The sequence below is a fragment of the Streptomyces sp. NPDC001515 genome (genome assembly GCF_053597115.1).
Genome location: NZ_JBSFHN010000003.1, coordinates 66,083 through 90,531 on the forward strand (window position 1 = coordinate 66,083; position 24,449 = coordinate 90,531).

General features: G+C 71.4%; 18 protein-coding genes and 1 pseudogene. 13 read left to right on the top strand and 6 right to left on the bottom strand.

Annotation, left to right across the window (positions count from 1 at the left end):
- The first annotated feature begins 82 nt into the window (after positions 1-82).
- Both ACWCXC_RS05395 and ACWCXC_RS05400 read left to right on the top strand, forming a co-directional pair.
- On the top strand, positions 83-631 hold the full coding sequence (locus tag ACWCXC_RS05395) for a DUF1062 domain-containing protein (protein WP_450886739.1): 549 nt from the start codon (positions 83-85) through the stop codon (positions 629-631).
- Positions 632-947: 316 nt separating this feature from the next.
- Entirely contained in the window at positions 948-2,135 is a 1,188-nt protein-coding gene (locus ACWCXC_RS05400) for a serine hydrolase domain-containing protein (protein WP_450886741.1), read from the top strand.
- A gap of 405 nt (positions 2,136-2,540) precedes the next feature.
- Here ACWCXC_RS05400 and ACWCXC_RS05405 read toward each other — a convergent pair whose 3' ends face one another.
- On the bottom strand, positions 2,541-3,281 hold the full coding sequence (locus tag ACWCXC_RS05405) for an ABC transporter permease (protein WP_450886743.1): 741 nt from the start codon (positions 3,279-3,281) through the stop codon (positions 2,541-2,543).
- A gap of 2 nt (positions 3,282-3,283) precedes the next feature.
- Positions 3,284-4,222 (bottom strand): ATP-binding cassette domain-containing protein, encoded by a 939-nt coding sequence (locus ACWCXC_RS05410; protein ID WP_450886745.1) that lies wholly within the window; start codon positions 4,220-4,222, stop codon positions 3,284-3,286.
- A gap of 107 nt (positions 4,223-4,329) precedes the next feature.
- On the opposite strand from ACWCXC_RS05410, the gene ACWCXC_RS05415 reads away from it, so the two are divergent.
- The 3 genes from ACWCXC_RS05415 to ACWCXC_RS05425 all read left to right on the top strand — a co-directional run bounded on the left by ACWCXC_RS05415 (position 4,330) and on the right by ACWCXC_RS05425 (position 7,417).
- Positions 4,330-5,505 (top strand): sensor histidine kinase, encoded by a 1,176-nt coding sequence (locus tag ACWCXC_RS05415; protein ID WP_450886747.1) that lies wholly within the window; start codon positions 4,330-4,332, stop codon positions 5,503-5,505.
- Between the two features lie 4 nt (positions 5,506-5,509).
- Positions 5,510-6,160 (top strand): response regulator, encoded by a 651-nt coding sequence (locus ACWCXC_RS05420; RefSeq protein WP_450680044.1) that lies wholly within the window; start codon positions 5,510-5,512, stop codon positions 6,158-6,160.
- Positions 6,161-6,259: 99 nt separating this feature from the next.
- Positions 6,260-7,417, top strand: a complete 1,158-nt coding sequence (locus ACWCXC_RS05425; RefSeq protein WP_450680043.1) for an ROK family protein — start codon at positions 6,260-6,262, stop codon at positions 7,415-7,417.
- A gap of 54 nt (positions 7,418-7,471) precedes the next feature.
- Here ACWCXC_RS05425 and ACWCXC_RS05430 read toward each other — a convergent pair whose 3' ends face one another.
- Both ACWCXC_RS05430 and sigJ read right to left on the bottom strand, forming a co-directional pair.
- Positions 7,472-8,239, bottom strand: coding sequence for a GntR family transcriptional regulator (locus tag ACWCXC_RS05430; protein ID WP_450680042.1), 768 nt, complete (start codon positions 8,237-8,239; stop codon positions 7,472-7,474).
- Between the two features lie 356 nt (positions 8,240-8,595).
- A complete protein-coding gene (sigJ, locus tag ACWCXC_RS05435; protein ID WP_450886750.1) occupies positions 8,596-9,480 on the bottom strand; it encodes an RNA polymerase sigma factor SigJ in 885 nt (294 codons plus the stop codon).
- Between the two features lie 149 nt (positions 9,481-9,629).
- Between sigJ and ACWCXC_RS05440 the strand changes: the two genes are divergently transcribed.
- Positions 9,630-10,457: an alpha/beta fold hydrolase gene (locus ACWCXC_RS05440; RefSeq protein WP_450680040.1), complete on the top strand. Its 828-nt coding sequence runs from the start codon at positions 9,630-9,632 to the stop codon at positions 10,455-10,457.
- A gap of 489 nt (positions 10,458-10,946) precedes the next feature.
- On the opposite strand, the pseudogene ACWCXC_RS05445 reads toward ACWCXC_RS05440, so the two are convergent.
- Positions 10,947-11,408, bottom strand: a pseudogene (locus ACWCXC_RS05445) (EamA family transporter); the annotation flags it as partial.
- A 2-nt stretch (positions 11,409-11,410) separates the two neighbouring features.
- On the opposite strand from ACWCXC_RS05445, the gene pdxR reads away from it, so the two are divergent.
- From pdxR to ACWCXC_RS05470, 5 genes are all read left to right on the top strand, one after another.
- On the top strand, positions 11,411-12,868 hold the full coding sequence (pdxR, locus tag ACWCXC_RS05450) for a MocR-like pyridoxine biosynthesis transcription factor PdxR (RefSeq protein ID WP_450886752.1): 1,458 nt from the start codon (positions 11,411-11,413) through the stop codon (positions 12,866-12,868).
- Between the two features lie 119 nt (positions 12,869-12,987).
- Positions 12,988-14,568 (top strand): alkaline phosphatase D family protein, encoded by a 1,581-nt coding sequence (locus ACWCXC_RS05455; protein ID WP_450886754.1) that lies wholly within the window; start codon positions 12,988-12,990, stop codon positions 14,566-14,568.
- A 104-nt stretch (positions 14,569-14,672) separates the two neighbouring features.
- Positions 14,673-16,046: an SWIM zinc finger family protein gene (locus ACWCXC_RS05460; RefSeq protein WP_450886756.1), complete on the top strand. Its 1,374-nt coding sequence runs from the start codon at positions 14,673-14,675 to the stop codon at positions 16,044-16,046.
- The gene (locus ACWCXC_RS05465) at positions 16,043-18,721 is read left to right on the top strand and encodes a DUF7824 domain-containing protein (protein ID WP_450886758.1); all 2,679 of its coding nucleotides are present in this window, start codon (positions 16,043-16,045) and stop codon (positions 18,719-18,721) included. Before ACWCXC_RS05460 ends, ACWCXC_RS05465 begins: the two co-directional genes overlap by 4 nt.
- A gap of 397 nt (positions 18,722-19,118) precedes the next feature.
- Positions 19,119-20,543 (top strand): GNAT family N-acetyltransferase, encoded by a 1,425-nt coding sequence (locus ACWCXC_RS05470; RefSeq protein WP_450887016.1) that lies wholly within the window; start codon positions 19,119-19,121, stop codon positions 20,541-20,543.
- 176 nt (positions 20,544-20,719) lie between these two features.
- On the opposite strand, the gene ACWCXC_RS05475 is transcribed toward ACWCXC_RS05470, so the two are convergent.
- Positions 20,720-21,952 carry a trans-sulfuration enzyme family protein gene (locus tag ACWCXC_RS05475; protein ID WP_450886760.1) on the bottom strand — a complete coding sequence of 411 codons (1,233 nt, stop codon included), beginning with the start codon at positions 21,950-21,952 and terminating at the stop codon, positions 20,720-20,722.
- 60 nt (positions 21,953-22,012) lie between these two features.
- Here ACWCXC_RS05475 and ACWCXC_RS05480 point away from each other — a divergent pair, with 60 nt between their 5' ends.
- Together ACWCXC_RS05480 and ACWCXC_RS05485 are read left to right on the top strand one after the other, a co-directional pair.
- Positions 22,013-22,510 carry an Lrp/AsnC family transcriptional regulator gene (locus ACWCXC_RS05480; protein ID WP_450680034.1) on the top strand — a complete coding sequence of 166 codons (498 nt, stop codon included), beginning with the start codon at positions 22,013-22,015 and terminating at the stop codon, positions 22,508-22,510.
- Between the two features lie 83 nt (positions 22,511-22,593).
- On the top strand, positions 22,594-24,279 hold the full coding sequence (locus tag ACWCXC_RS05485; protein ID WP_450886762.1) for a DUF885 domain-containing protein: 1,686 nt from the start codon (positions 22,594-22,596) through the stop codon (positions 24,277-24,279).
- The last annotated feature ends 170 nt before the right edge of the window (positions 24,280-24,449 follow it).

The window sequence follows — 24,449 nt, forward strand, 5'->3', positions numbered from 1 at the left end:
AAGCGCTGACTCGTCGCGCGTCGTATCCGTGCGCCGCGCCCCTTTCCGCTGCGGATTTCTCACGGGAAACCGGTGTATCCACATGCTCAACACCTGGGTCGTCACGCCCACCTGCCTTCCTCTCGTCGCCCGCCGCTGCCACACATGCGGCTCCGACCGGTTCCGGCCCGACGGCAAGTTCCGCGTCAACGCGAACCACAAACTCCTCGACGTCTGGATTCTCGTGCTCTGCACAGGATGCGGTGAGACCGCGAAGCTCACCATCCTGGAACGCACCCACATACGGTCCATCCGCCCCGAGTTCCTGGACCGCGTCCACCACAACGACTGTGCCCTGACCCGTGAACTGCTTGAGGACCCCCTCATCCAGCACCGCAACCGCCTCACGCTCGACTGGAGCACCAACTGGCGGCTCGACACCGGTGGATCGGACCACCTGGACAGCACCGTGATCGACGTCGCCGTGCGCTTCGCCGCGCGGATCCCGATCCGTCCGACCCGGCTCATCGCCCAGGGTTGCGCCCTCTCACGCGCAGAGGTCGAGCGCCTGCTCGCCAAGGGAAACGTCGTCTCGGCAGTCCGGCTGAGCAGCAAGCTCGCCGCAGACTTCACGTTCATCCTCAAGCGCTGAGCAATCCCCCGCGGGGCCGGTCGGCCCGAGAGCTCTCGCATTCCCCCGGAACCGGCCCCGCTCTCACCTCCCTCGTCTCCCCCATCCCTCTCACGATTCCCTCCGGTTCTCTCCTGCGCGAAACAGTGACCACCGGCTCCTCCCACGGATGAGGCCCCGCCCGGGGCGGGGTGGGGTTGCCCTCACCCCGCCCAGGAGGCCAGCAGGGCCCCAAAGCAGGGGGACATCCGGCTGGGCCGGCCCCCTGCGCCACTGATGCCATGGACACCCGTCGCCCAACGGCCCGTGCAGTGGCCCCGGTCGTAGCTCCCCAGCCATGCCAGATCTCAGGAAGGACGAGTCCGCCATGCGTCTCTTAGCCCGTGCCCGCCGAAGTGCCGTCACACTCACCGTCACAGCCTCCGCCCTCCTCGCCGCCTCTGCGGTTCTGCCCGCCGCCGCATCGCCCCGCCCGACCGGCCAGCTCCAGAACGAGGTGGACGCCGTCCACCGGACCGGGACCGTGGGTGTGTCCGCCGAGGTGACCTCCCCCGGCAGGCGGGAGGTCGCACGAGCCGGCACCGCGGTGCAGGGCGGCAACGCCCCCATGCCTCATGACGGTCGGTTCCGAGTCGGCAGTGTCACCAAGACCTTCACCGCCACCGTGATCCTGCAACTCGTCGGCGAAGGACGCATCGCGCTGGACGACACCGTCGACCATTGGCTGCCCGGCATCGTTCACGGAAACGGCAACGACGGCCGCCTCGTCACCGTGCGCCAGCTCCTCCAGCACACCAGCGGTATCCCTGACGCCCTCCCCGACATCCCTTCCCTCGCCGACGCGGACGGCTATCGCACGCAGCGCTTCCGCACCTACGCGCCCTCGCAGGTGGTCGCCCTGGCCATGCGACGCACCCCGACCTTTCCACCGGGCAGGGACTGGTCGTACTCCAACACCAACTACGTTCTGGCAGCGATGATCATCGAAAGGGCCACCGGCCGGACCTGGGACCACGAAGTAACGGACCGGATCATCCGCCCCTTGGGCCTGCGTGGCACCAGCATCCCCGGCACGTCCTCCTCCGTCCCCGGCCCGCATGCTCGTAGCTACTCCACTTTCGGCGACGCCACAGGACCCGCCCTCGATGTAACCGCTCTCGACACGACCATGGCCACCGGCTCGGGCTCGATCATCAGCACCACCCACGACCTCTCCCTCTTCTACTCCGCTCTTCTCGACGGCCGTCTCATCGCGCCCGCCCAGTTCGACGACATGACGACCACCGTGCCGGCACCCGCGCTCGGGGTGCGTTACGGACTCGGAATCGGTTCGATCCCGCTCTCTTGCGGTGGCACCTACTTCGGCCACCCCGGCGAACTCCTCGGCTACCGCACCTGGATCGGCATCACCCCCGACGGAACCCGGACCGCTGTCGTGTACGCCACCAGCGAGGGCGACGAGGCCACCCAGGCCGCGATGAGCACACTTGTGGACCGGGAGCTCTGCCGCGGCCGCGACGCGTAAGCCGCTGGACGAAGAGCCCGTTTCGCGTCGCCGGGACGTGGGTGGGGCCAGCCGATCCCTCGTGGGCCCGCGCCACGCTGAGTCCTGGCGGTAGCAGCACGGTCGAGGTACCGCGAAACGGTATGTGGGCAGCGTTGCCCCAGAGCATCCGCGCGGCAGGACGGCCCGTGCCTCGATCCGTACCCGACCGGTACCACCGCCGGAAATCGACCAGCGGCCAGTCGGACCATGCGGAACACTCGCCGCGTGAGCGTGATGCAGCCAGTCGTGGAGGCCCACAATCTTGAGGACTTCGTGGCCCACAGCCCTGATCGATCCATCCGGCTTCCTGCCGCTCCACCGTGCACTCTCGTCCGCCGAGGTCGGATCCGTGGTGATGTGCATCGCCGCGTGCAATGACATCGCTCAGACGTCCCGACGTCGTATCGCCCAGCATCCGCCCAGCAGGGCAGCCGCAGTCCACCCGGCCGTGACGGCCAGCCCCGCCCAAGGCCCCAGGCTGCCGCTCTCCTGCTGCTGGTGGACTACCAACTGACCGGCACGGTCGGGCAGGTAGTCGGCTGCCCCGCCCGCAACATCGCCCACGACGAACGAGGCGATCAGAATGAAGGGGATCAACACCCCGAGCACAGCTGCGGCACTCCGGAGGAGGACGGCCAGACCGGCCGCGAGGAGGGCCATCAGTGCCAGGTATATGCCGCTGCCGAAGGCCGCACGCAGTGCGCCGGGCTCTCCGAGGCCGATGGCGTGGTCGCCCATGAACAGTTGGCCGACCAGAAAGCTGCTGAAGGCGGTGAACAGCCCGGCCGCCAACGCCGTGCTCCCGATGAGGGACATCTTGACGGCGAAGAGCCGCGTGCGGCGTGGGACGGCGGTCAGCGAGATCCGGAGGCCGTCGTTGACGTACTCCGTGGAGATCGCCATCGCGCCGAAGCTGATGGCTGCGATCTGGGCGAAGTTCAGGGCGTAGAAGGCGCCGAACACCAGATCGGCGCCGTCCTTTTCCGCCTCGGCCTGCCCGATGGTTGCGGAGACCAGGACGGTGATGGCCAGGGTGGCCAGGAAGATCGCGGCCAGGGATCCGGTAACGGATCGCACCGATCTCATCTTGATCCACTCGGAACGCAGGATCGCGGTGGTCGTCATGGTCAGGCCTCCTGACAGGAAGGGTTGAGGTATGCGGCCGAGGCGAACTCCGCAGCCTCTGAGGTGAGGTCGATGTATGCCTGTTCGAGCGTGGTCCGCTCGTCGACGAGTTGGAGCAACGGGATGCCTTCCGCCGCCGCAAGGCCCCCGATCTCCTCGGCCCGCGCACCATCGACGGTCCACAGCCCGTCTGCGCCCTGCTGGGCGTGGAATCCCGCGCGATCCAGCGCCTCGCCGAACCGCACCGGCTCCGTCGTGCGCACTCGCACCCGTGGCCGGCTACGGGAGTCCAGGAACTCCTGCATCGGGAGGTCGGCAAGGAGTCGGCCTCCGCCCAGGACGATCAGATGGTCGGCGAACGAGGAGGTCTCGTTCATCAGATGGCTGGAGACCAGTACGGTCCGGCCCTCCCGGGCCAGTCGCCTCATCAACTCCCGGATCCAGATGATGCCTTCCGGGTCCAGGCCGTTCGACGGCTCGTCGAGCATGACGACATCGGGGTCTCCGAGGAGGGCAGCGGCTATGCCCAGGCGCTGGCGCATGCCGAGTGAGAACGTTCTGATGCGCCGGCCTCCGACAGGCCCGAGTCCTGCTTCCTCCAGTACGGCCTCGACGCGTGACTTCCCAACCCCGTTGCTCGTCGCCAGCGCCAGGAGGTGGTCGCGCGCGGTGCGGGAGCCGTGAGCGGCCTGGGCGTCGAGGAGCGCTCCTACGCGGCGCAGCGGGTGGCTGAGGCCGACGTACGGCTGCCCGTCGAAGGTCGCCGTACCGGCGGTGGGGCGGATCAAGCCGAGCACCAATCGCATGGTGGTCGACTTTCCCGCTCCGTTCGGCCCCAGGAACCCGGTGACGCTGCCCGGCCGCACGCTGAACGTGAGTCGGTCGACAGCGCGGGTGCTGCCGTAGTCCTTGGTGAGTTCGTGGACGTCGATGCTGGTCATGTGCTTAGCGTCGCCGCCGCGCCCCGGGTCGGGCCTCCCCCGCAGGGGTAGGTCATCTCCCTCGCTCGGGGGAGCCGCCGGGTGAGCCACGCTGGCACGATGGCGGCATGCACAGCTTCGTCCGCCGGTTGGCCGACCCCGTCACCTACACCCGATGGTTGCACCTGCTCCTGCCGGGCGCCGTCGTGAGCGTATGGCTGTACATCTCGACGGACCTGCCGTGCGTGCCTGTTGCGCTGGCCGCGGCCGTGGGTCTGATACCGGGCATGCGACTCGCGGAAGGCGTCCAGGCCCAGCTGCTGCTCACGCCTCGCGAGCGCGGTGATCCCGAGTCGTCCATCTCCGTCGCCTCTTCGTCCTCCTGGTCCGAGCGCTGGCGCACCGCCCTCTGGCTGGAGGTCCGGTTGGTCTGCTCCGGGCTGGCCGGGATGAGCACGGTGTGGCTGCTGGCCACGACGGTCGACCTCATCAGGTCGTCGGCGGGATTCGAGACCAGTGACGCCTGGCTCGTTTCCGGTCTCGGCGCGCGGTGGTGGTCGGCGATCCTGGCACCCATCCCCCTCGCGGTGCTGCTCGCCGTCGTCGTGGTCTGTGGTGACCTGATCACTGCGGCTGCCCGATGGCTGCTCGGACCGACGCCCGCGCAGCGGCTGACCGCATTGGAGGCACGCACAGAACAACTCCTCGAACGGAACCGCATCGCGCGCGAACTGCACGACTCGATCGGACATGCCCTGACGGTCGCGGTGGTCCAGGCTGGCGCTGCCCGCACAGCGGGCGATCCGGTCTTCACCGAACGTGCGCTGGCGGCGATCGAGGAGACGGGACGCAACGCGCTGGACGATCTGGAACGGGTGCTGAGGATCCTGCGCGAGACGGACGTGCCGCCGGGGCGGCGGCCGTCGCTGAGCGAGGCCGACCGGCTGCTGGACTCGGCACGCGGTTCAGGCGCCGAGGTGGACGCTCATGTCTCCGGTCCACTGGACCGGGTGCCCGCGCCGGTGTCGCGTGAGGGCTACCGGATTCTTCAGGAGGCACTCACCAATGTGTTGCGGCACTCCGGATCGGTTCCGGTGCGGGTCCGCATCAGCGTGACGGAACGAGCACTGGATCTGAAAGTGACCAATCCACTGATATCCGGCACTGCGGTCGTGTCCGAGGGCGGCAGTGGTCTGCGTGGGATCAGGGAACGGGCATCGCTCCTTGGCGGCAGCGCCAGGACGGGCCCGCACAAGGGGGAATGGATGGTGCACGCGAGCCTTCCGCTCGACCGCATAGGGTGAGCCGATGCCGGTAACCGTTCTTCTCGTCGACGACGAGCCATTGGTCCGCGCCGGACTCCGTGCGGTCCTGGATGCCCAGCCCGACATCGAGGTCGTGGGTGAAGCGGGTGACGGTGCGGCGGTGATTCCCCTTGTGCGTCGGCTGCGCCCCGACGTGGTCGCGATGGATGTCCGGATGCCGCTCATGGACGGCATGGAAGCGACGCGCGTCGTACTGCGATCGGTGCCGGATCCGCCGAAGATTCTGGTGGTGACGACGTTCGAGAACGACGAGTACGTGTACGAGGCGCTGCGCGCGGGGGCGGACGGTTTTCTCCTCAAGCGCGCTCGGCCCGCCGAGATCGTGCACGCGGTGCGGCTGGTGGCGGAAGGGGAGTCACTGCTGTTCCCCGCAGCCGTCCGGCAGCTGGCCGCGGAGTACGGCACGAACAGGGCCAGGAAGGTCATGGAGCGGGCGTCACTGACCGAGCGGGAGGGGGCTGTGCTGCGACTCATGTCCCGCGGTCTGTCCAACGCGGAGATCGCCACGCATCTGGTGGTCAGTGTGGAAACGGTGAAGACCCATGTCAGCGCGGTTCTCGCCAAGTTGGGCGCCCGGGACCGCACCCAGGCGGTGATCGCCGCATTCGAGTCCGGCTTCGTCTCGCCGAGCTGATTCGGGGCGTTCCGGGGCGGTGTCGGCGCCCGCGGTCGCCACGCCCCTGAGCAGCGAGTACCATCCGCCTGACATGCGCGCGAGCTGGGAGGACACACCGTGGGCCGGCTGACCGGTGGGGACCCGTCGTTGCTGCGTCGGATCAATTCCGCGGTGGTGCTGCATGCCCTCCGAGGTGCGGGGTCTCCTACGCTCACGGATCTGACGCGGATCACGGGCCTGTCCCGGCCGACGGTCGAAGGCGTCATGGAGGGCCTCTTCGAGGCGGGCCTCGTTGTCGAGTCGGCGCCGGACGGCGCGGAGGCGCGGCGGCAGGGACGTCCGGCCCGCCGTTTCCGGTTCCGGGCCGAGGCGGGACACCTGCTGGGTATCGAGATCGGTCCTCACCGGGTGTCGGCGCTGTTGTCGGGCTTGGACGGCCGGATCATCGGGGCGGGGTCGCGTGAGGTGTCGGAGACGGCGAGTGCGGACGACCGGCTCGACAAGGTGCGGGCCGTCGTCGCGGACGTCCTGCGGCGGACGGGTGTGGCGCGGAGCAGTCTGCGGGCGGTCGGTGTGGGCAGCCCCGGCATCGTCGAGGCCGATGGCACGGTGCGGCTCGGCACGGCGCTGCCGGGCTGGACGGGGCTGGCACTCGGTGAACGCCTCGGTCGCTCGTTCCGTTGTCCCGTGCTCGTCGAGAACGATGCGAACGCGGCGGCCGTGGCCGAGCACTGGAAGGGTGCGGGCAGGGAGTCCGACGACATCGTGTTCGTGCTGGCCGGCCTGAGCCCCGGCGCCGGGTCGCTGATCGGGGGCCGGTTGCACCGCGGATTCGGTGGGGCGGCCGGGGAGATCGGCGCACTGCATCTGCTGGGTCGCGAGGTGACGCCGGAGAGGCTGCTGTCGACGACGGACACGCCTCTGGACCCGCTGGACGAGCAGGCGGTCGCCGCGGTGTTCGCGAAGGCGAGACACGGTGACGAGCAGGCGCAGGCAGCTGTCGAACGGTTCATCCAGCGGCTGGTCCACGACGTGGCGGCACTGGCGCTGGCGCTCGATCCCGAGCTGGTGGTCGTGGGGGGCTGGGCAGCCGGCCTGGACGGCGTTCTGGACCCGCTGCGCAACGAGCTGGCCCGTTACTGTCTGCGCCCCCCGCGGGTGGCTCTGTCGCTCCTCGGGGAGGCCGCAGTGGCCACGGGGGCGCTGAGGCTGGCGCTCGACCATGTCGAGGAGGAGCTGTTCGCGGTGGAGGGAACGGTGACGGCCCGCCGCTGACGCGACGGGCCGTGGGTGCCCGCCCCGGCAGGGGCGGGCGGAAGCGAGCGTGGGTCAGGACGCCTGGCGTGCGTCCTCGTGGTGGCTGATCTCCAGGCCACCGGAGTCGCCGAAGGTGAGGCGGCAGGTGTCGGCCCTGTAGGTGGCGACGGAGACGGCCGCGGTGCCGCCGGCCGCGAGGTAGCGGGTGGTGACGACGAGGACGGGAGCCCCGGGGAGCCGGTCGAGTTCCTTGGCGTCGTCGACGCGGGCCGAGCCGAGTTCGACGGAACGGTCCTGGCCGTCGAGGCCCAGCCGGTGCAGTTCGCGCACGACGTTGCGGGCCCGGGCGGGTCCGGACGGCGTCTCTATGGCCGAGAGGTCCGGGACGGAGGCGGAGGGCACGTAGAGCAGCTCCGCCGCCACCGCCTGCCCCTGGGTGACGCGGATGCGGCGCACGATGTGCACGGGCTCGTCGACACCGATGTCGAGCATGCCGGCCACGGCGGCCGGTGCCGCCGCGCTCTCGCAGTCGACGGCCTGCCATGCCTCGCCCGCACCGCCGCCGGTCCAGTCGTGCCGGGCCGTGGAGACGGCGACGCCCACACGGGGCGGGGCGACGGTGGTGCCCACGCCGCGGCGGCGCTGCAGCCTGCCCTCCAGTTCGAGCTGTTCCAGGGCCTGCCGGAGCGTGGCTCTGGCGACGCCGAACCGGGCGGCGAGCTCACGCTCGTTGGGAAGGATCTCCCCCACCGCAAAGTCCGAGTCGAGTGCCTCACTGAGCACGGTCTTGAGGTGCCAGTACTTCGGCTCCTGCACCGTTTCCAGCTGCGTGGTCCCCACCCTGTCCTCCGCAATCGCCCAGCGGCTTTTCCGCGACGTTATTTATTAAAGGTTCCTGTCTTAACGTTGAGACCATAGGACGACGCACCCCCTTGGTCAAGACCAATCCTCGGCCCGCGAAGCTGTGAATCGAAGGTCCGCCGCACAGCGTTCACAGGACGTTCGCGGACCTGAGGACCGCGCGCAGCGCAAAGCCCCACGTCCGGGGCGGGTCGTGGGGCTCGGGGTGCGCCTCGGAGCGGGAGCGCGGCAACCGTTCCGGCGCCTCCGGTTCTCGGCGGGGTAACGGGAGACGGGGGCCGTGGCGGGCGGGACCCTGGCGACAGCTCGCGGTCGGCGCCCCGACGTACGTGTGGCTAGTCGACGGCGAGGGTGGTGAGCTTGTCGGGGTTGCGAACGATGTAGACGCACTGGACTACGCCGTTCCGCATCTCCACCTGGCACACGGAGTCCGGACGTCCGCCGGAGAGGAACAGGGCGCCCGGCGCGCCGTTGAGCTCCATCAAACGGATCTCCATGCCCAAGACCTCCCCGTGGGCGACCGCGAAGAGGAACCTGCCGACCTTGTCCGCGCTCTCCACGATCCGGAGCGGCGCCTTGGACCTGCCACCGCTGTCACTGACGAGCCGTACGTCGGGCGCCAGGAGCGCCAGCAGTTCCTCGATGTCGCCTCCGGCCGCCGCGGCGAGGAAGCGCTCGGTGAGATCGCGGCGCTGGGCGGGGTCGACGTCGTACCGGGGCTTGCGTTCCTCCACATGGCGCCGGGCCCGCCCCGCGAGCTGGCGCACGGCCGCCTCGCCCCGGTCGAGCGTGGTCGCGATCTCCGCGTACGGGAATCCGAAGGCCTCGCGCAGCACGAAGACCGCGCGTTCCAGCGGGGAGAGCGATTCGAGGACCACGAGCACGGCGACGGAGACTGACTCGGCGAGAACGGCCCGCTCCGCCGTGTCGGGGACGGTGGGCCCGAAGTCGGTGACCAGGGGCTCCGGCAGCCACGGTCCGACGTAGGCCTCGCGTCGCGTGCCGATCTGGCGCAGCCGGTCGATGGCGAGACGGGTCACGATCCGAACGAGGAAGGCACGCGGCTCACGCACGCCCTCCCGGGAGGCGGCCGACCACCGGAGCCATGCCTCCTGGACCACGTCTTCGGCGTCGGCGATACGGCCGAGCATCCGATAGGCGACCCCGATCAGAACGTGGCGGTGCTCCTCGAAGACGTCGGTCGCGGTTTCGGCTGTCACCGGACCATCCCAGCCGACGCGTCGCGCGGTGTCCAGTTCCTCTCGCGCATGCCCCTTGTACTGCAAGCTACCTGGCGGTAATTGTTGTTGACATCCCGTCTACCGGTCGGCGCGGCACCTGTCGCGCCGCGTCCCCCAGGAGTGTGCCCATGGCCGCTGCCTCGTTCACCGTCGAGTCGCCCCGAGGACCGCGCACAGTTTCCGTGGCCTACGAGCGTTCGGGTTCCGGGGCGCCCCTGGTGCTGCTCCACGGCATCGGCCACCACCGCCAGGCGTGGGACCCGGTCATTCCGGTCCTCGCCGTCGAGCGGGATGTCATAGCCGTCGACCTGCCCGGATTCGGCACCTCACCCGGCCTGCCCGACGCCCTCCCGTACGACCTCGGCACCGTGGTCCCCGTGCTCGGGGCCTTCTGCGAGGCCATCGGGGTGGCCCGGCCCCATGTGGCCGGGAACTCCCTCGGCGGGCTGCTCGCCCTGGAACTGGGACGGGTGGGACTCGCGCGTTCCGTGACGGCCCTGTCCCCCGCCGGTTTCTGGAACGAGAGCGAGCGCCGGTACGCGTTCACAACGCTGCGCGCCATGCGACGGGCGGCCTTGTCCATGCCGTTGCCCCTCATAGAACGACTGTCCCGCAGCGCCGCCGGGCGTACGGTCCTCACCAGCACCATCTACGCTCGGCCCGGTCGCCGCTCCCCCGAGGCGGCGACGTCCGAAACCCTGGCCCTGCGCGAGGCGACCGGCTTCCACCAGACGCTCGCCGCCGGACGGAACACCCTGTTCCGCGACGACGTAGCGGGCCTACCGGTGACCATCGCCTGGGGCGACCGCGACCGGCTGCTTCTTCGCCGCCAGGGCGTCCGGGCCAAGCGCACGCTGCCCGAGGCCCGGCTCGTCCGGCTTCCCGGCTGCGGTCACGTCCCCATGAGCGACGACCCCGCTCTCGTCTCCCGCGTGATCCTCGACACGAGCCGCTGAATCCGCGGCCGGCCCACCCCCGCGCCGCCGCAGCAGACCTGAGCCGATCGCCACGCCGAACCCGACCAGACAGCTCCCGGCGGCCTGGGCCGGCCCGTACGTACCGACGCCGACCAGCGGAGCCGTGACAGCGGCGGAGACGGGGATCAGCCCGGAGAACAGCGTGGCCCGCTCGGCGCCGATGCGCTGGATCCCCCGGTACCAGCAGACGAACCCGATGACCGTGACCACGGCCGCCTGCCAGAGCAGTGCCACCGTCTCCTCACCCGTGGGCACGCGCATGAACCCCGCCCCGTCGAGGACCACGCCCAGGACGGCGGACTCCGCCGCGGCCAGTGCGCACGCGGTCGCGGACAGGAGCCGGGGTCCCAGCGGGCGCAGCACGGGTACGGCGATCAGCGCGAATCCGACCTCACCGGCCAGCGCGCCGACGGACAGCACGATGCCCGCGGTGTCCGTGCGGCCCCATCCCTGCACGGTGAAGGCGCCGGCGGCGACCAGGGTGGCCGCGAGCAGGACGGTTCGCGTCGGCCGACGGCCCTCGCCGAGCGGCACGAGAACGGCGACGACAATCGGGGCGCAGCCGACGAACACGCCCGGAACTGCCGGTTCCGCCGAGCGTTCCGCGGTCAGGACGGCCAGGTTGAACCCGACCATTCCCACGGCGGCCAGTACGGCGAGCCGCGCCCACTGGCGGCGGGTGAGCGCGCGCAGCACCTCCGTCGGCCCGGGCCCCTCGGGCGGCCTGAGGAGAGGGATGAGCAGCAGGGCGGCGAGGCCGTAGCGCAGGGTCTGTCCCCCAGCGTAGGGGTAGTTGCCGAGCACGCTGTTGGCGGTGAAGGAGGCACCGACGAGGACGCAGGCGAAGGCGGCGAGTACGGCGCCGCGCAGTGAGTTCGTATTCATGTCAATGACGCTAGGCAACCGGGCGGCTCGGATTAAGGTCCACATTCATGACGTCTTCGAGGACCAATCCAGAGCATGTCCATGCCGCTGACGTGCACAAGTCCGTATCGGCGGCCTGGGAGCTGCTGCTGCCGGCCGCGGCGGCGCCGGCTCGCGGCCGGGGGCGTGCCCTGCAGTCGGCGCTGCGCGAGGCCGTGCGTTCCGGCCGTCTGGTGCCGGGCACCCGGCTGCCGTCGAGCCGTGCGCTCGCTGCCGATCTGGGTGTGTCGCGCGGACTGGTCACGGAGGCCTATGAGCAGCTGACCGCGGAGAGTTATCTGCGCAGTGGCCGCGGGGCGGGAACCTGGGTGAGCGGATCGGTGCGCGCGGCGGCCGACGGGGCCCGTGATCTGGCGCCCCGGGGACCGGGCACGGTCGTCGACTTCCGCCCGGGCACTCCCGATCTCTCGCTGTTCCCCCGCAGCGCCTGGGCCGCCACGCACCGTTCGGTCATCAACCGGCTGCCGCACAGCGCCCTGGGGTATCCGGACCCGCGCGGTCTGCCCGAACTGCGCATCGCGCTCGCCGCGCTGTTGACGAGGCGCCGCGGGGTGGTGGCCGATCCGGAACGGCTGCTGGTCTGCTCGGGCGTCGCCCAGGCCACGACCCTGCTGGGTCTCGTCCTGCACGGACGGGGGCAGCGCACCGTCGGTGTCGAGGACCCCGGGAGTCCCGAGCACGCCGCGCTCTTCGCCTCCGCCGGGCTGGCCACGAAACGGCTTCCTCTGGACGACGAGGGGCTGGCGATCGAACCGCTCGCCGCGTCGGGGGTGCGGGCCGTGGTGACGACGCAGGCCCACCAGTTCCCCACCGGAATCGCCTACTCCGCCGCCCGGCGCAGCCGACTGCTCGACTGGGCCCGGAAGACCGACGCGGTGATCATGGAGGACGACTACGATGGTGACTTCCGCTATGACCGCGCCCCGGTCGGCGCCCTGCAGGGGCTGGACCCCGAGCATGTCGCGTACACCGGGTCGGTGAGCAAGTCGCTCGCGCCCGGGCTGCGGCTGGGCTGGCTGCTGGCTCCGGCGTCCATGACGGACGAGCTGGTGGACCGCAAGCGGACGATGGATCTCGGAAACCCGAGCCTGGACCAGGCGGTGCTCGCCGACTTCGTCGTCCGGGGCGACTACGACCGTCAGCTGCGGCGCTGCCAGCGCGCCTACCGGGAGCGTCGCGACGCCATGACGACGGCGCTGTCCACGTACTTCCCGGGCACCGCCGTCAGCGGAATCGCCGCCGGACTGCACATCATCGCCCGGCTGCCCGAGCGCTTCGGGCCCGAGGCGGACTTCCTGGCCCGCGCGGAGGCGGCCGGGATCGCCCTGCGTCCGCTGAGCGACTGCGGGACGGCGGCGCCGACGGACCGGTCGATCGCTCTGGTGCTCGGGTACGCGCATCTGCCGCCCGCCGAGATCGGGCGCGGGGTACGGCTGCTGGCGGAGGCTCAGGGCGATGGTGCCTGAACGCCCTCCGGCGGTGCCGGGCCCGGGTGTTCACCTCGCGTTGGTCTGGGGGTCTCCGGCGGGCGCGAGGGTGGGCGCGTCGGTCAGCAGATTCGTTCCGTCGCCCCGGAGGTCCCTCGATGCCGTTCCGTCCGCGCGTTCCCTCCCCCGGCCGCCGCACCGTGCTGCGCGGCTCGCTGGCGGTCCCGGCCGCTCTCGCCCTCCCCGCCCTCGGTTCCTCGGCCCCCGCCTTCGCGCAGTCGGGCCGCCCGGACGCGGCATGGGGCGTGCAGGTCGGTGACGTCACCGCGTCGACCGCCCTGGTGTGGGTGCGTTCCGACCGTCCGGCACGAATGCTGGTGGAGACCTCGGCGACGGAGTCCTTCCGCCGTACGCGCACCTGGCACGGCCCGCTGCTGGGTCCGGGTACGGATTTCACGGGGACGACACCGCTGCACGGGCTGCCCGCCGGCGAGCAGGTGCACTACCGGGTGACCCTCGCCGATCCGGAGGACCCCCGCCGTACGGGCCGGCCGGTCTACGGCACGTTCCGGACGGCTCCGGCCCGACGGCGGGACGGGGTGCGTTTCGTGTGGTCCGGTGACATCGCGGGGCAGGGCTGGGGCATCAACCCGGACATCGGGGGCTACCGGGTGTACGACGAGATGCGCCGCCTGGATCCGGACTTCTTCCTGTGCAGTGGTGACAACATCTACGCGGACGGGGTGATCGAGCCGAGCGTGACGCTCCCCGACGGGCGGGTCTGGCGGAACCTGACCACCGTGGAGAAGTCGAAGGTCGCCGAGACACTGGCGGAGTACCGGGGGAACTTCCGGTACAACCTGCTCGATGACAACCTGCGTGCCTTCAACGCCCAGGTGCCCTCGGTGATCCAGTGGGACGACCACGAGGTGCGGAACAACTGGTATCCGGGCCAGATCCTCGACGACGCCCGGTACACCGAGAAGAACGTGGACGTATTGGCCGCTCGCTCGATGAGGGCGTTCCGCGAGTACTTCCCGGTGTCGACCCTGCACACCGCGAATCCGGAGGGCCGTGTGCACCGAGTGGTGCCGCACGGTCCGCTGCTGGACCTGTTCGTGCTGGACATGCGCACCTTCCGCAATGCCAACTCCCCCGGACGGCAGGCCGACGACACCACCGGAATCCTCGGCGCCGAACAGCTGCGGTGGCTCAAGCGCGCGTTGTCGACGTCGCGGGCCGTGTGGAAGGTGATCGCCGCCGACATGCCGCTCGGCCTGGTCGTCGCCGACGGCGCCACGGACTTCGAGGCGGTGGCGCAGGGGGATCCCGGTGCCCCGCTCGGCCGTGAACTCCAGATCGCGGAGCTGCTCCGTCACATCAAGCACGAGCGGATCACCGGAACGGTGTGGCTGACGGCCGATGTGCACTACACCTCCGCCCAGCACTACCGACCGGAGAAGGCCGCGTTCCAGGACTTCGCCCCCTTCTGGGAGTTCGTCACGGGGCCGCTGGCCGCGGGCCAGTTCCCGGCCAATGCGCTCGACCGGACCTTCGGCCCTGACCAGGTCTTCGTCAAATCACCTGATCGAGCGAATGTCTCCCCGATGGAGTCGCCGTCGCTGTTCGGCGAGGTGGACATCGACGGCGTCAGCGGCGAGTTGACGGTCCGCCTCCGTGAACAGGGGGGATCCGTTCTGTTCACCAAGGTCCTCCAGCCCGGTCGAGTAGGCCAGTGACCCCGGCGGACGCCTGACGGACGCGAGGGGGGACGGAGTACCCGGACACGTTTCGGCACTCCTCGCCCGGCCGATTGTCAGTGGTGGGTCCTACGGTTTTTTTCATGACCCGATCCGTACAGGCGCTGGCCTACTCCCGTCCCTCCGCACTGCGTTCCTCGCAGGCCGGGCAGCTGCTCGGCCTGGAGACCTCGGGCGGCCACACACCGCGCGGCGCCGAACCCCACCCCCGCTTCTTCGAGGGCTTTCTGGCGGCGCCGCACATCGCCGCGCGCGGCCTGCTGGCCGTGGCGGACGTGGCGGCGGCCCGGTACTACCAACGGAGTCTCCTCGCATCACTGGACCCCGTGGTGACGGGGAACGGCGACCGGCTGCGCTTCGAGTCCTTCTCCGGCTGCTGCGGGGTCTACGCGCGCCTCGACATACTGAGCGAGGGCCTGGAGGGCGTCGAGACGGGTCACGGCACCACGAACGTGGATGTGAACAACCCCCTGCGGGAGGCCCTGTCCCGGACGGCCGGTGACGATCCGCTGCATCTGCGGGTGGGTCCGGAGGAGCTGGCGGTCACCACGGTCCGCGAGCGGATCGTGGAGAAGAAGATCCCGCTCCCGGACCGGTGGCTGCGGGGCTTCGCCGAGGCCCAGGTGGCGTCCGCGGCATTCGATCTGCGGGCCGAACTCCCGGCTGCCGAAGCCGTCCGGTTCCTGCGGTCGCTCTCTCGCGCGCCCGGTGCTGCCTCGCGCGGTGTGCAGTGGGTGGTTCCGGCGGGCCGTGTCCTGCGGCCCACGACGCGTCCGGTGGCCGGGGCGGTCTGCCTCCCGGGCCCCCAGCGCCTGGCAGCCCTGCAGCGTGTCCTGCGGTACGCGACCGCGCTACGGGTGTACGGGCCTGCGGCCGACGGCGCCCCGGCCGCCAGCGCCTGGGAGGTAGTGCTGCCCGGCATGCGGCTGACGCTGACCCTGTCTCCCGACGTGTCGCGCGGATTCTCCGGGGAGGGCGGCGTCCTGGAAGCGCTCGCCACGGACGATGCCGCCGCCGACGCCGAACTGGTCTCGGTGCTGCTGGCCTGGGAACCGCGTATCGAGCCGGCGGTGCTGGCGCAGCGGTCGGGGCTTCCGGTTCAGCGCGTACGGGCCGCGCTGACCCGGCTCGGAACAGCGGGCCGGGTCGGCTACGATCTCGCGGACGCGGCGTACTTCCACCGCGAGCTGCCCTACGACGCCGATCGCGCCGAGCGCCACAATCCGAGGCTGGTGGCGGCCCGTCAGCTGGCCGGGTCCGGCGCGGTCACCCTCGACGGCGACCTGGCCGCAGTGGCGTCCGGCGACCGGCGCTACCAGGTCCGAGAGCGCGACGGCGCGCTGAGCTGCACCTGCCCGTGGTGGGCGGACTACCGGGGCCGACGAGGTCCGTGCAAACACGCCCTGGCCGTCCGCATGGTCCGCCGTGGCTCCGTTACCGCAGGAGGCGCACGATGAGCGAGCTGCTCACAGCGGTCAACGAGGGCCGCCTGGACGACATCCCCGCTCTCCTCGCTTCTCTGGACAAGGCCGAACGCCGTTCGGCCCTGGCCGAGTTGAAACAACTCCGCACCCAGGCGCGCACCTGGACGTGGGGCGAGCGCACCAGGACCCGGAAGGCGATCCTGATCGCCGGCGCCGGATGTCACGGCGGCGCCGCCGGATGCGCCACCTGGATCGGTGCACGGGACATGCGCGAGTGGGTGCATTCCCCGTACCCGAGGCTGCTCGGGGTCCTGGCCGACCGCGATCCCGACTGGCTCGCCGACCTCGCCCGCCGGCTGAGCGCCCGCAGCATCGAGTCCGACGCCGAGTTCCGCCTGGTCGCAGAGCTGGTACGGATGGCGGGCTGCCCCCTGCCCGTGTCGGACGGGCTCGTGCGCGGCTGGTCGGAGCGCGTCAACGCGACACGGTGGGGCCACCGCCGGTCACGGCCCCTGGTGGACGTCCTGCGCGACGAACCCCATCTCCCCGAACTGGTGCCGCACCTCTTGGAGATGCCGGAGGTGCCCACCCAGGTGACATGGACCAACACCCACGACCCGACGGACGACTGGCCCGCCTCACTGGCCGTGCTCACCAAGGACGGCCTGCTGGATCGCGGTCCTCTCCTGGACCGCTGCGTCACCCGCCTGCTCCGTGGCGGAAAACCCGCGGACCAGCGATTCTGCCTGCGTCTGTTGCAGGGGCTGGAACCCACGGCCGAGGAGGAACGCGCGCGCATCTCGGACTGGATCGCGATGGCGTCGGACGGCACGTCCGCCGTGGCGAGTCACGCCCAGTCCGTGCTCACCCGGCTCGACGCCATGGGCGCGGTCTCGGTGCGCCAGTGGGCCGAGGTCTCGGGGCCCGTCCTCTTCCGTCCCGAGAAGAAGCTGGTGCGCGCCCAACTGGTACAGCTGGGCAAGGTACTGCGCCGCGCGCCGGAGGCCGCCGACGAACTCCTGCCGCTGGTCGCGGAGGTGTTCGGTCACCCGGACATCGCCCTCCAGGAGCAGTCCCTGAAGCTCGTGGCCCGTCGTCTCTCCGCCACGAAACCCGCCGTGCGCGAGGACATCCGGGATCTGGCGGCCCAGTTGGGTCCGGTGCATCAGCCGGCTGCCCGCGCCCTCTTCGGTGAGACGCGGGCCGAGACTCCCCCGGCCGACGCCTACGAGGAGATTCTGCCGTCCGCGCCGGTCGCGCGGCGCCTGGGGCCTCCCGTGTCCGGCGCGGCGGAACTGGTGGAGGAGTACGTGGCCCTGAGTCGCACCGGCGCCGGGGAGGTGACCGCGTTCGAGAGAGTGCTGGACGGACTGATCCGCTGCGCCCATGACGACCGGAAGAGTCTGAGCGAGGCGCTGCCGACCGCCCTCGCGGGGCACTGGTGGGCGGATCCGGCGATCCAGTTGTCCCAGGCGGAAACGGACCGCCGCTTCTCGCGGAACCACGACGGAGTGCAGATCGTCGTGGCCGCGTTCCTCGGCCGGGTCTCCGACACCGCGATCGACGACGGCCGCAGCCGGTGGACGGCCACGGGCAGTTGCTGCCACGCGGCCCTCGACGGAGTGCTCTACGCCCGGCTGTGGGAAGCCGCGGCCGCGATACGGAAGAGCGAGCTGCCGTTTCTCCTCGCCACCCCCACGTGGCATACCGGCTCCCTGGACCCCGCGGAGCTGGTCGAGCGACTGACCGTCTACCGCGATCGGGGGCTGACACCGGGCCCGGCCGACTTCGGTCAGGCACTGCTGAGGGTGCGCCGGACCGGCGAGGCGCGTGCGGCGGACGCGGCAGCGGCTCTCGGCACGCGGGAGGGCGACCGGCTGGCCGCCTGGATCCGCGCGGACGCACCGGTGGCCCCAGTCCTCCGACGCGCCGTAGAGGTGGAGCCTCGGCAGGAGCGCAGCTGGCTCCAGCGTTCGGTCGTGGGCACGCGCAGGCTCCTGCTGGCCACGAAGGAACGGCTGGTCATCCAACAGGAGTTCCCCCGCACCTTCCACTGGCTCGGGCGCCCGCACTCCCCCAGACAGCAACGGTGTTACCACTGGGGCGACAGGTCACCGCACTGGATCGCGACCTTGCCCGAGGACGCCGACACCTTGGCCGCCTGGCTGCTCCCCTCTCTCACCGATGTCGAGGAACAGCGGGGCATGGCCTGGCCCCTGCCCGATCTGGTCGAGACCGAGGGGCCGGCCGGACGCGCCGTCCATCTCGCGCTGGCCTACGGGCTCGGGGCGCGTTTCGCCGAAGACCGGCTGTCGGCAGTGGACGCGCTGCTGGTGCTGGCCGCGCGGGGCAGGCTGGACGCGGAGCTGCTGTCCGGCCAGTTGGGTGACCTCATCGAGCGGGAGTCGGTGAAGCCGGCGAGGCTGGCGGACTCCGCCCGTACGGCGGCGTTGACGGGGGCCTGCCGGACGGTGCTGTCTGTGCTGGTCCCCGTGCTTCCCGCGCTGCTCGGGAGGGAGAAGGCGCCACGGGGACTGAGCGATCTGCTCGCGGTGGCCGCCGAATGCGCGGAGCGGAGCGGGCCTCCGCAGACCGGGCGGATACCCGGCCTGGCCGCTACGGCGGCGCGCGGCGGCTCGACCCAGCTGGTGCGACAGGCGGCGCGGCTGGAAGCGGCGTGCGGGGAGGGGGCGGCCGCCTCCCCGTAAGAAGGACCCAGGCGGGCGGGGTCCAGCCCCCCGACCGGCTGCAACGCACCCGGCCGGGGGGCTGGACCCCGCTTGGCCGGGAGGGACCCATACCGCCTCGGGCCCGGAGCCCACGGCACCCCGGACGCTGAGCCACGGCACCTCGGACGCCGAGCCCTCGGCCCGGACGTTGAGCCCCCTCAGCCCGGACGCGGAACCAACCCCAGCCCCGGCCGGGCACCTACCGGGACGGAACGCCCGAGGACGAGAGCCTGTCCTCGTCCAGAACTCCAGGAGAAGTCCGCATGACAACCAATGGGAAACAGACGATAGGCGACCAGACCGACACTTAACCGATCGGTCACAGAGCGTTCGTGATCAGGCAACACCGTTCCACCACAGTGAGGTCATGACTGATATGACATCCGCGAAGAATGCCCGCCGCCCCCACCACTGGCGGCGGGATCTGATCGAGCTGGCCGCTCTGTTCACCGCCGTCGCCGTGGCCGATGCGATCGCGAACCTGATCGGGCACCAGCCGGACGGCCCGTACCTGCTCATCGCCTCGGCCGTGGCGCTCACGGCCACGGCCGCGTTCCACACGTGGTGGGCCCGGCGCCACAGTCACGCCCCTCCGCCGGACACCGGGGACGCTGCGGGCGGGACCGCCTCGTCCTGGGCTGCGCGTACCGGGGCCGTGCCGGCACAGGGGGTGCGTGACGCGGCGGAGGAGACGGAGCGCGAACCGGGCGAGACGGTGCTGTGGCGGATGCGCACCACGGTCCGGGACGCGCCGGGCAGTCTGGCGGCGCTGTGCATGGAGCTGGCACGTCACCATGTCGACATTCTGACCCTTCAGACGCACCCGCTGGCGGAGGGTACGGTCGACGAGTTCCTGCTGCGGGCCCCCGTCGCCCTTCCGGCCGCGCGACTGACCCGGGCCGTGTCCGAGGCGGGCGGCAGCTCGACCTGGATCGAGCGGGCCGATGCCCATGACTTGGTGGACGCCCCGACCCGGGTTCTCGGCCTGGCCACGCGGACCGCGTTGGATGCCGCGGAACTCCCACTCGCGCTCAGGCAGTTGCTCGGCCGGTGCACCATCCACTCACTGCCCGCCGTATCGGTCAGCGGACGGTCCACCGGAGAGACCGCACCCGTCGAAGGGGTCCTGGAGGAGACGGTGATGCGGCTGCGCGATCCGTCGGGCGGCGTCATCACCGTGGAGCGGCCCTATCTCCCCTTCACGCCCACGGAGTTCGCACGAGCGCGCGCCCTGGTCGAGCTCGATGCCCGGCTCGGCCCCCGGGTTCCGCGCGGGAAGCACGTGCTCACCCTGCCCGAGGGCAATGCGATCACCGTCCGCCGCGCGGACCGGAGCGATCTCGAAGCGGCTCGGGCCATGCACGACCGCTGCTCCGAGCAGACCCTGCGCCTGAGGTACCACGGCCCCGTCGGCGATGCCGACCGCTACCTCGACCACCTGCTGAGCCCGCGCTTCGGCCGTACGCTCGCCGCGCAGACCGCGTCGGGGCGGACCGTGGCCCTCGGCCACCTCCTGTGGGACGGGGACGAGACCGAGGTCGCGCTGCTCGTCGAGGACGAGTGGCAGCGGCGGGGCATCGGCTCGGAGCTGCTGGCCCGGCTGGCGGGGCTCGCAGCCGAAGCGGGCTGCGAGAGCGTGTACGCGGTCACGCAGGCGTCGAACACCGGCATGGTCGCGGCGATGCGCGCGCTCTCACTGCCCCTGGACTACCAGATAGAGGAGGGCACCCTGGTGATCACCGCCCGGCTGGGCGCGACGCCGGCCCCGGCTCTGCCCCCGTACGAGCAGATCGAGCACTGACACCGACGCCGCGACCAGCCCTCGGCACCGGGCACGAGACACCAGGCACCAGCGCCGTCATCGGCACCGGAGTTCGCGACCGGGGCCGATGACGGCGTCCCCGGAGAGCGGCCTCGGCGGGTGCCCCGGGGGCCCAGGCAAGGGGCGGCCCCGGCAGGCGATTCGGAGGCCCGGCGTTACCGGACCGCCGTGCCGGCCGTCGCCGCCCGCACCGGAGAGGCGTCCTCGGCGCGGCCGGCGGCCGGCACGACGTCCCCGCCGAGGGCCTGGCAGAGGTCGCTCCACAGGTCCTCGACGTCTTCGAGGCCGACGGAGAGACGAAGGAGCCGGTCGCCCACACCGGAGGCATGCCGGTCGCCCTCGTCCACGATGCGGTGGCTGATGGAGGCGGGGTGCTGGATGAGGGTGTCGACGCTGCCGAGGCTGACGGCGGGGGTGATGAGCCGCACCGCCGCGGTCACCCGGTGCGGGTCGCCGTACACCTCGAAGGAGACCATGGCGCCGCCGATCTCCGGATAGTGGACACGGGCGACGCGCGGGTCGACGGAGAGACGGCGGGCGAGTTCCGCGGCGCTGCCGGAGGCGGCGCGGACCCGTACCGGGAGGGTGGAGAGGCCGCGCAGCAGGAGGTATCCGGCCATGGGATGGAGGACGCCTCCGGTGGCGAAGCGCACCTGCCGGAGGCGGGCGGCGAACGCCTCGTCGCAGGCGACGACTCCACCCATCACGTCGCCGTGGCCGCCGAGGTACTTCGTGGCGCTGTGGAGCACGAGGCGTGCCCCGTGCTCGACGGGACGCTGGAGGACGGGGGTGGCGAAGGTGTTGTCGACGAGCAGCGGGACCGAGCCGCAGGAGTGGGCGACGGCGCGGATGTCGACCTCGGCGAGGGTCGGGTTGGCGGGCGTCTCGACGATGACCAGTCCGGTGTCGGGGCGGAGGGCGTCGGTGATCCCGGCCGGATCGGTCCAGGTGACCTCGGTGCCGAGCAGACCGGCGCCGAGCAGGTGGTCACTACAGCCGTACAGGGGGCGTACGGCCACGACGTGGCGCAGTCCCTCGGCGGCGCGGGCGAGGAGGACGGCGGTGAGGGCGGCCATGCCGCTGGCGAAGGCGACGGCGCTCTCGGTCCCTTCGAGGCGGGCGAGCGCCGTCTCGAAGCGGGCGTTCGTCGGATTGTCGAGACGGGAGTAGACGGGCGGGCCGTCGAGCCGGGCGCCGTTGGCGGCGAAGGCGTCGATGCGTTCGGCCTCGCCCCGGGAGTCGTGGGAGGGGTAGGTGGTGGACAGGTCGATGGGCGGGGCGTGCAGGCCGAGGGCCGCGAGGTCGTCGCGGCCGGCGTGCACGGCTTCGGTGGCCTGTGCCCGGGACGGGGGTGTCGTCGAGGGCGCGAGCGAGGGTTCGGTGTCCATGGACCCGAGCTTGAACACCGCCCGGGAAGTACGGGGATGGCCCCGTGTTACGTTCGGCGGATGACCGATTCCGTCGCCCTGGACACGGTGGATCTGCATATTCTGCGGCTGCTGCAGAACGATGCCCGGACCACTTATCGCGAGCTCGCGGCCGAGGTCGGGGTCGCGCCGTCGACCTGTCTGGACCGGGTGGCGCGGCTGCGTCGCTCGGGGATCATTCTCGGCCATCAGTTGCGGCTCGATCCGGCGCGTCTCGGACGCGGTCTGGAGGCGCTGCTGTCGGTTCAGGTGAGACCGCACCGGAGGGAGCTGATCGGGCCGTTCGTCGAGCGGATCAGGGCGCTGCCCGAGTCCCGGGCGCTGTTCCATCTGACCGGCCCCGACGACTATCTGGTCCATGTGGCGGTGACCGGGACGGCCGATCTCCAGCGTCTGGTGCTGGACGAGTTCACCTCGCGGCGGGAGGTGGCCCGGGTCGAGACGCGGTTGATCTTCCAGCAGTGGGACTGCGGCCCGTTGCTGCCGCCGGCCGCCGCGCCCCGGCCCGGATCGGGGTGAGTGCCGGCCGGCTCCCGGCCGAGTCAGGCCCATGAGGCCGATTGATAGTGACTCGGGGGCCGTCCGTGTATGAGGATGTCCACATGTCAGACTCCACCAGCAGCGCGCTGCCCCGCCAGGTCGCCGACGCCTACGTCGACGCGTTCATCGAACTCGACCCGATCTCCGGCACCTATCTGGGTGTCGCGGAGAGCTCGCGCCGCCTTCCCGACTTCTCCCCGGCCGGCCAGGAAGCCCTGGCCGAGCTGGCCCGCACCACGCTCGCACGGCTGGACCGGGCGGAGGAGCTGCCGGGCGCCGCCGATGACGCCGAGCGCCGCTGCGCCCGCCTGCTGCGTGAGCGGCTGACGGCGGAACTCGCCGTGCACGAGGCCGATGAGGCGCTGCGCGCCGTGTCGAACCTGCACTCCCCCGCGCATGCGGTGCGCGATGTCTTCACGGTGACGCCCACCGAGACGGACGAGGACTGGGCGGCCGTGGTGGAGCGGCTGCGTGCCGTTCCGGGTGCGCTGTCGGGGTACCGCGCCTGCCTCGCCCAGGGTCTGGAGCGCAAGCTGTTCGGCGGTCCGCGCGCGACGGCCACGTTCGTCGGCCAGCTCGACGAGTGGATCGGGGCGGACGGGACCGGCTTCTTCCAGGAGTTCGTGGCCCCGGGTCCCGAGGCGCTGCGCGCCGGACTGGACGAGGGCGCCGCGCTCGCCACCGCCGCGCTGGTGGAACTGCGCGACTGGATGCGCAACGTCTACGCGCCGGCCGTCGAGGGCGAGCCGGACACGGTGGGCCGGGAGCGGTACGCACGCTGGTCGCGGTACTTCAACGGTACGGATCTGGATCTGGACGAGGCGTACGCCTACGGCTGGTCGGAGTACCACCGGCTGCTGGCGGAGATGCGCGTCGAGGCGGAGAAGGTGCTGCCGGGTTCCGGTCCGTGGGAAGCGCTGGCCCACCTCGATGTGCACGGCAAGCACATCGAGGGGGTCGACGAGGTCCAGGCCTGGTTGCAGAACCTGATGGACGAGGCGATCGAGGCCCTGGACGGCACGCACTTCGAACTCGCGGAGCGGGTGCGCCGGGTGGAGTCCCGTATCGCGCCTCCCGGCGGCGCGGCCGCCCCGTACTACACGGGTCCGTCCGAGGACTTCTCGCGTCCGGGGCGCACCTGGCTGCCGACCATGGGTGAGACGCGGTTCCCGGTCTACGACCTGGTCTCGACCTGGTACCACGAGGGCGTTCCGGGGCACCACCTCCAGCTCGCGCAGTGGGTCCACGTCGCGGACAGCCTGTCGCGCTACCAGGCGTCGATCGGCATCGTCAGCGCCAACGCCGAGGGCTGGGCGCTGTACGCGGAGCGGCTGATGGACGAGCTGGGTTTCCTGCCGGACGCCGAGCGCCGTCTCGGTTATCTGGACGCGCAGATGATGCGCGCCTGCCGGGTGATCGTCGACATCGGCATGCACGCCGAGCTGGAGATCCCGGCGGACTCGCCGTTCCATCCGGGCGAGCGCTGGACGCCGGAGCTGGCGCAGGAGTTCTTCGGCAACCACAGCGGCCGTCCGGCGGACTTCGTGGAGAGCGAGCTGACCCGCTACCTCTCGATGCCGGGTCAGGCCATCGGCTACAAGCTGGGCGAGCGGGCGTGGCTGCTCGGCCGCGAGAACGCCCGCGCCGCGCACGGGGACTCCTTCGACCTCAAGGCCTGGCACATGGCCGCGCTGTCCCAGGGGCCGCTGGGTCTGGACGACCTGGTCGACGAGCTGTCGAAGCTCTGACGGCCGGCCGGGGCGGGTCCGAACGGGGGTTCCGGACCCGCCCCGTCGTGCGGCGGGGCGCCTCGGCCGTAGATGCCGACAGCCGCGCTCGTCCGGGGCGGCCGACGGGGCGGGGGCGGTGCTCGGTCCCCTGCCGGGAACCGGTGCGCGCCCCCTGCGCGGAGCCGTCG

Bases quoted from the DNA above. Each gene is read 5' to 3' on its own strand.
- ACWCXC_RS05480 (WP_450680034.1), top strand. From the start codon at position 22,013: ATGACCGATTCCGTCGCCCTGGACACGGTGGATCTGCATATTCTGCGG.
- pdxR (WP_450886752.1), top strand. From the start codon at position 11,411: ATGACGTCTTCGAGGACCAATCCAGAGCATGTCCATGCCGCTGACGTG.
- ACWCXC_RS05440 (WP_450680040.1), top strand. From the start codon at position 9,630: ATGGCCGCTGCCTCGTTCACCGTCGAGTCGCCCCGAGGACCGCGCACA.
- ACWCXC_RS05475 (WP_450886760.1), bottom strand. From the start codon at position 21,952: ATGGACACCGAACCCTCGCTCGCGCCCTCGACGACACCCCCGTCCCGG.
- ACWCXC_RS05410 (WP_450886745.1), bottom strand. From the start codon at position 4,222: ATGACCAGCATCGACGTCCACGAACTCACCAAGGACTACGGCAGCACC.
- ACWCXC_RS05405 (WP_450886743.1), bottom strand. From the start codon at position 3,281: ATGACGACCACCGCGATCCTGCGTTCCGAGTGGATCAAGATGAGATCG.
- ACWCXC_RS05400 (WP_450886741.1), top strand. From the start codon at position 948: ATGCCAGATCTCAGGAAGGACGAGTCCGCCATGCGTCTCTTAGCCCGT.
- ACWCXC_RS05420 (WP_450680044.1), top strand. From the start codon at position 5,510: ATGCCGGTAACCGTTCTTCTCGTCGACGACGAGCCATTGGTCCGCGCC.
- ACWCXC_RS05460 (WP_450886756.1), top strand. From the start codon at position 14,673: ATGACCCGATCCGTACAGGCGCTGGCCTACTCCCGTCCCTCCGCACTG.
- ACWCXC_RS05470 (WP_450887016.1), top strand. From the start codon at position 19,119: ATGACATCCGCGAAGAATGCCCGCCGCCCCCACCACTGGCGGCGGGAT.
- ACWCXC_RS05455 (WP_450886754.1), top strand. From the start codon at position 12,988: ATGCCGTTCCGTCCGCGCGTTCCCTCCCCCGGCCGCCGCACCGTGCTG.
- ACWCXC_RS05395 (WP_450886739.1), top strand. From the start codon at position 83: ATGCTCAACACCTGGGTCGTCACGCCCACCTGCCTTCCTCTCGTCGCC.
- ACWCXC_RS05485 (WP_450886762.1), top strand. From the start codon at position 22,594: ATGTCAGACTCCACCAGCAGCGCGCTGCCCCGCCAGGTCGCCGACGCC.
- ACWCXC_RS05465 (WP_450886758.1), top strand. From the start codon at position 16,043: ATGAGCGAGCTGCTCACAGCGGTCAACGAGGGCCGCCTGGACGACATC.
- ACWCXC_RS05415 (WP_450886747.1), top strand. From the start codon at position 4,330: ATGCACAGCTTCGTCCGCCGGTTGGCCGACCCCGTCACCTACACCCGA.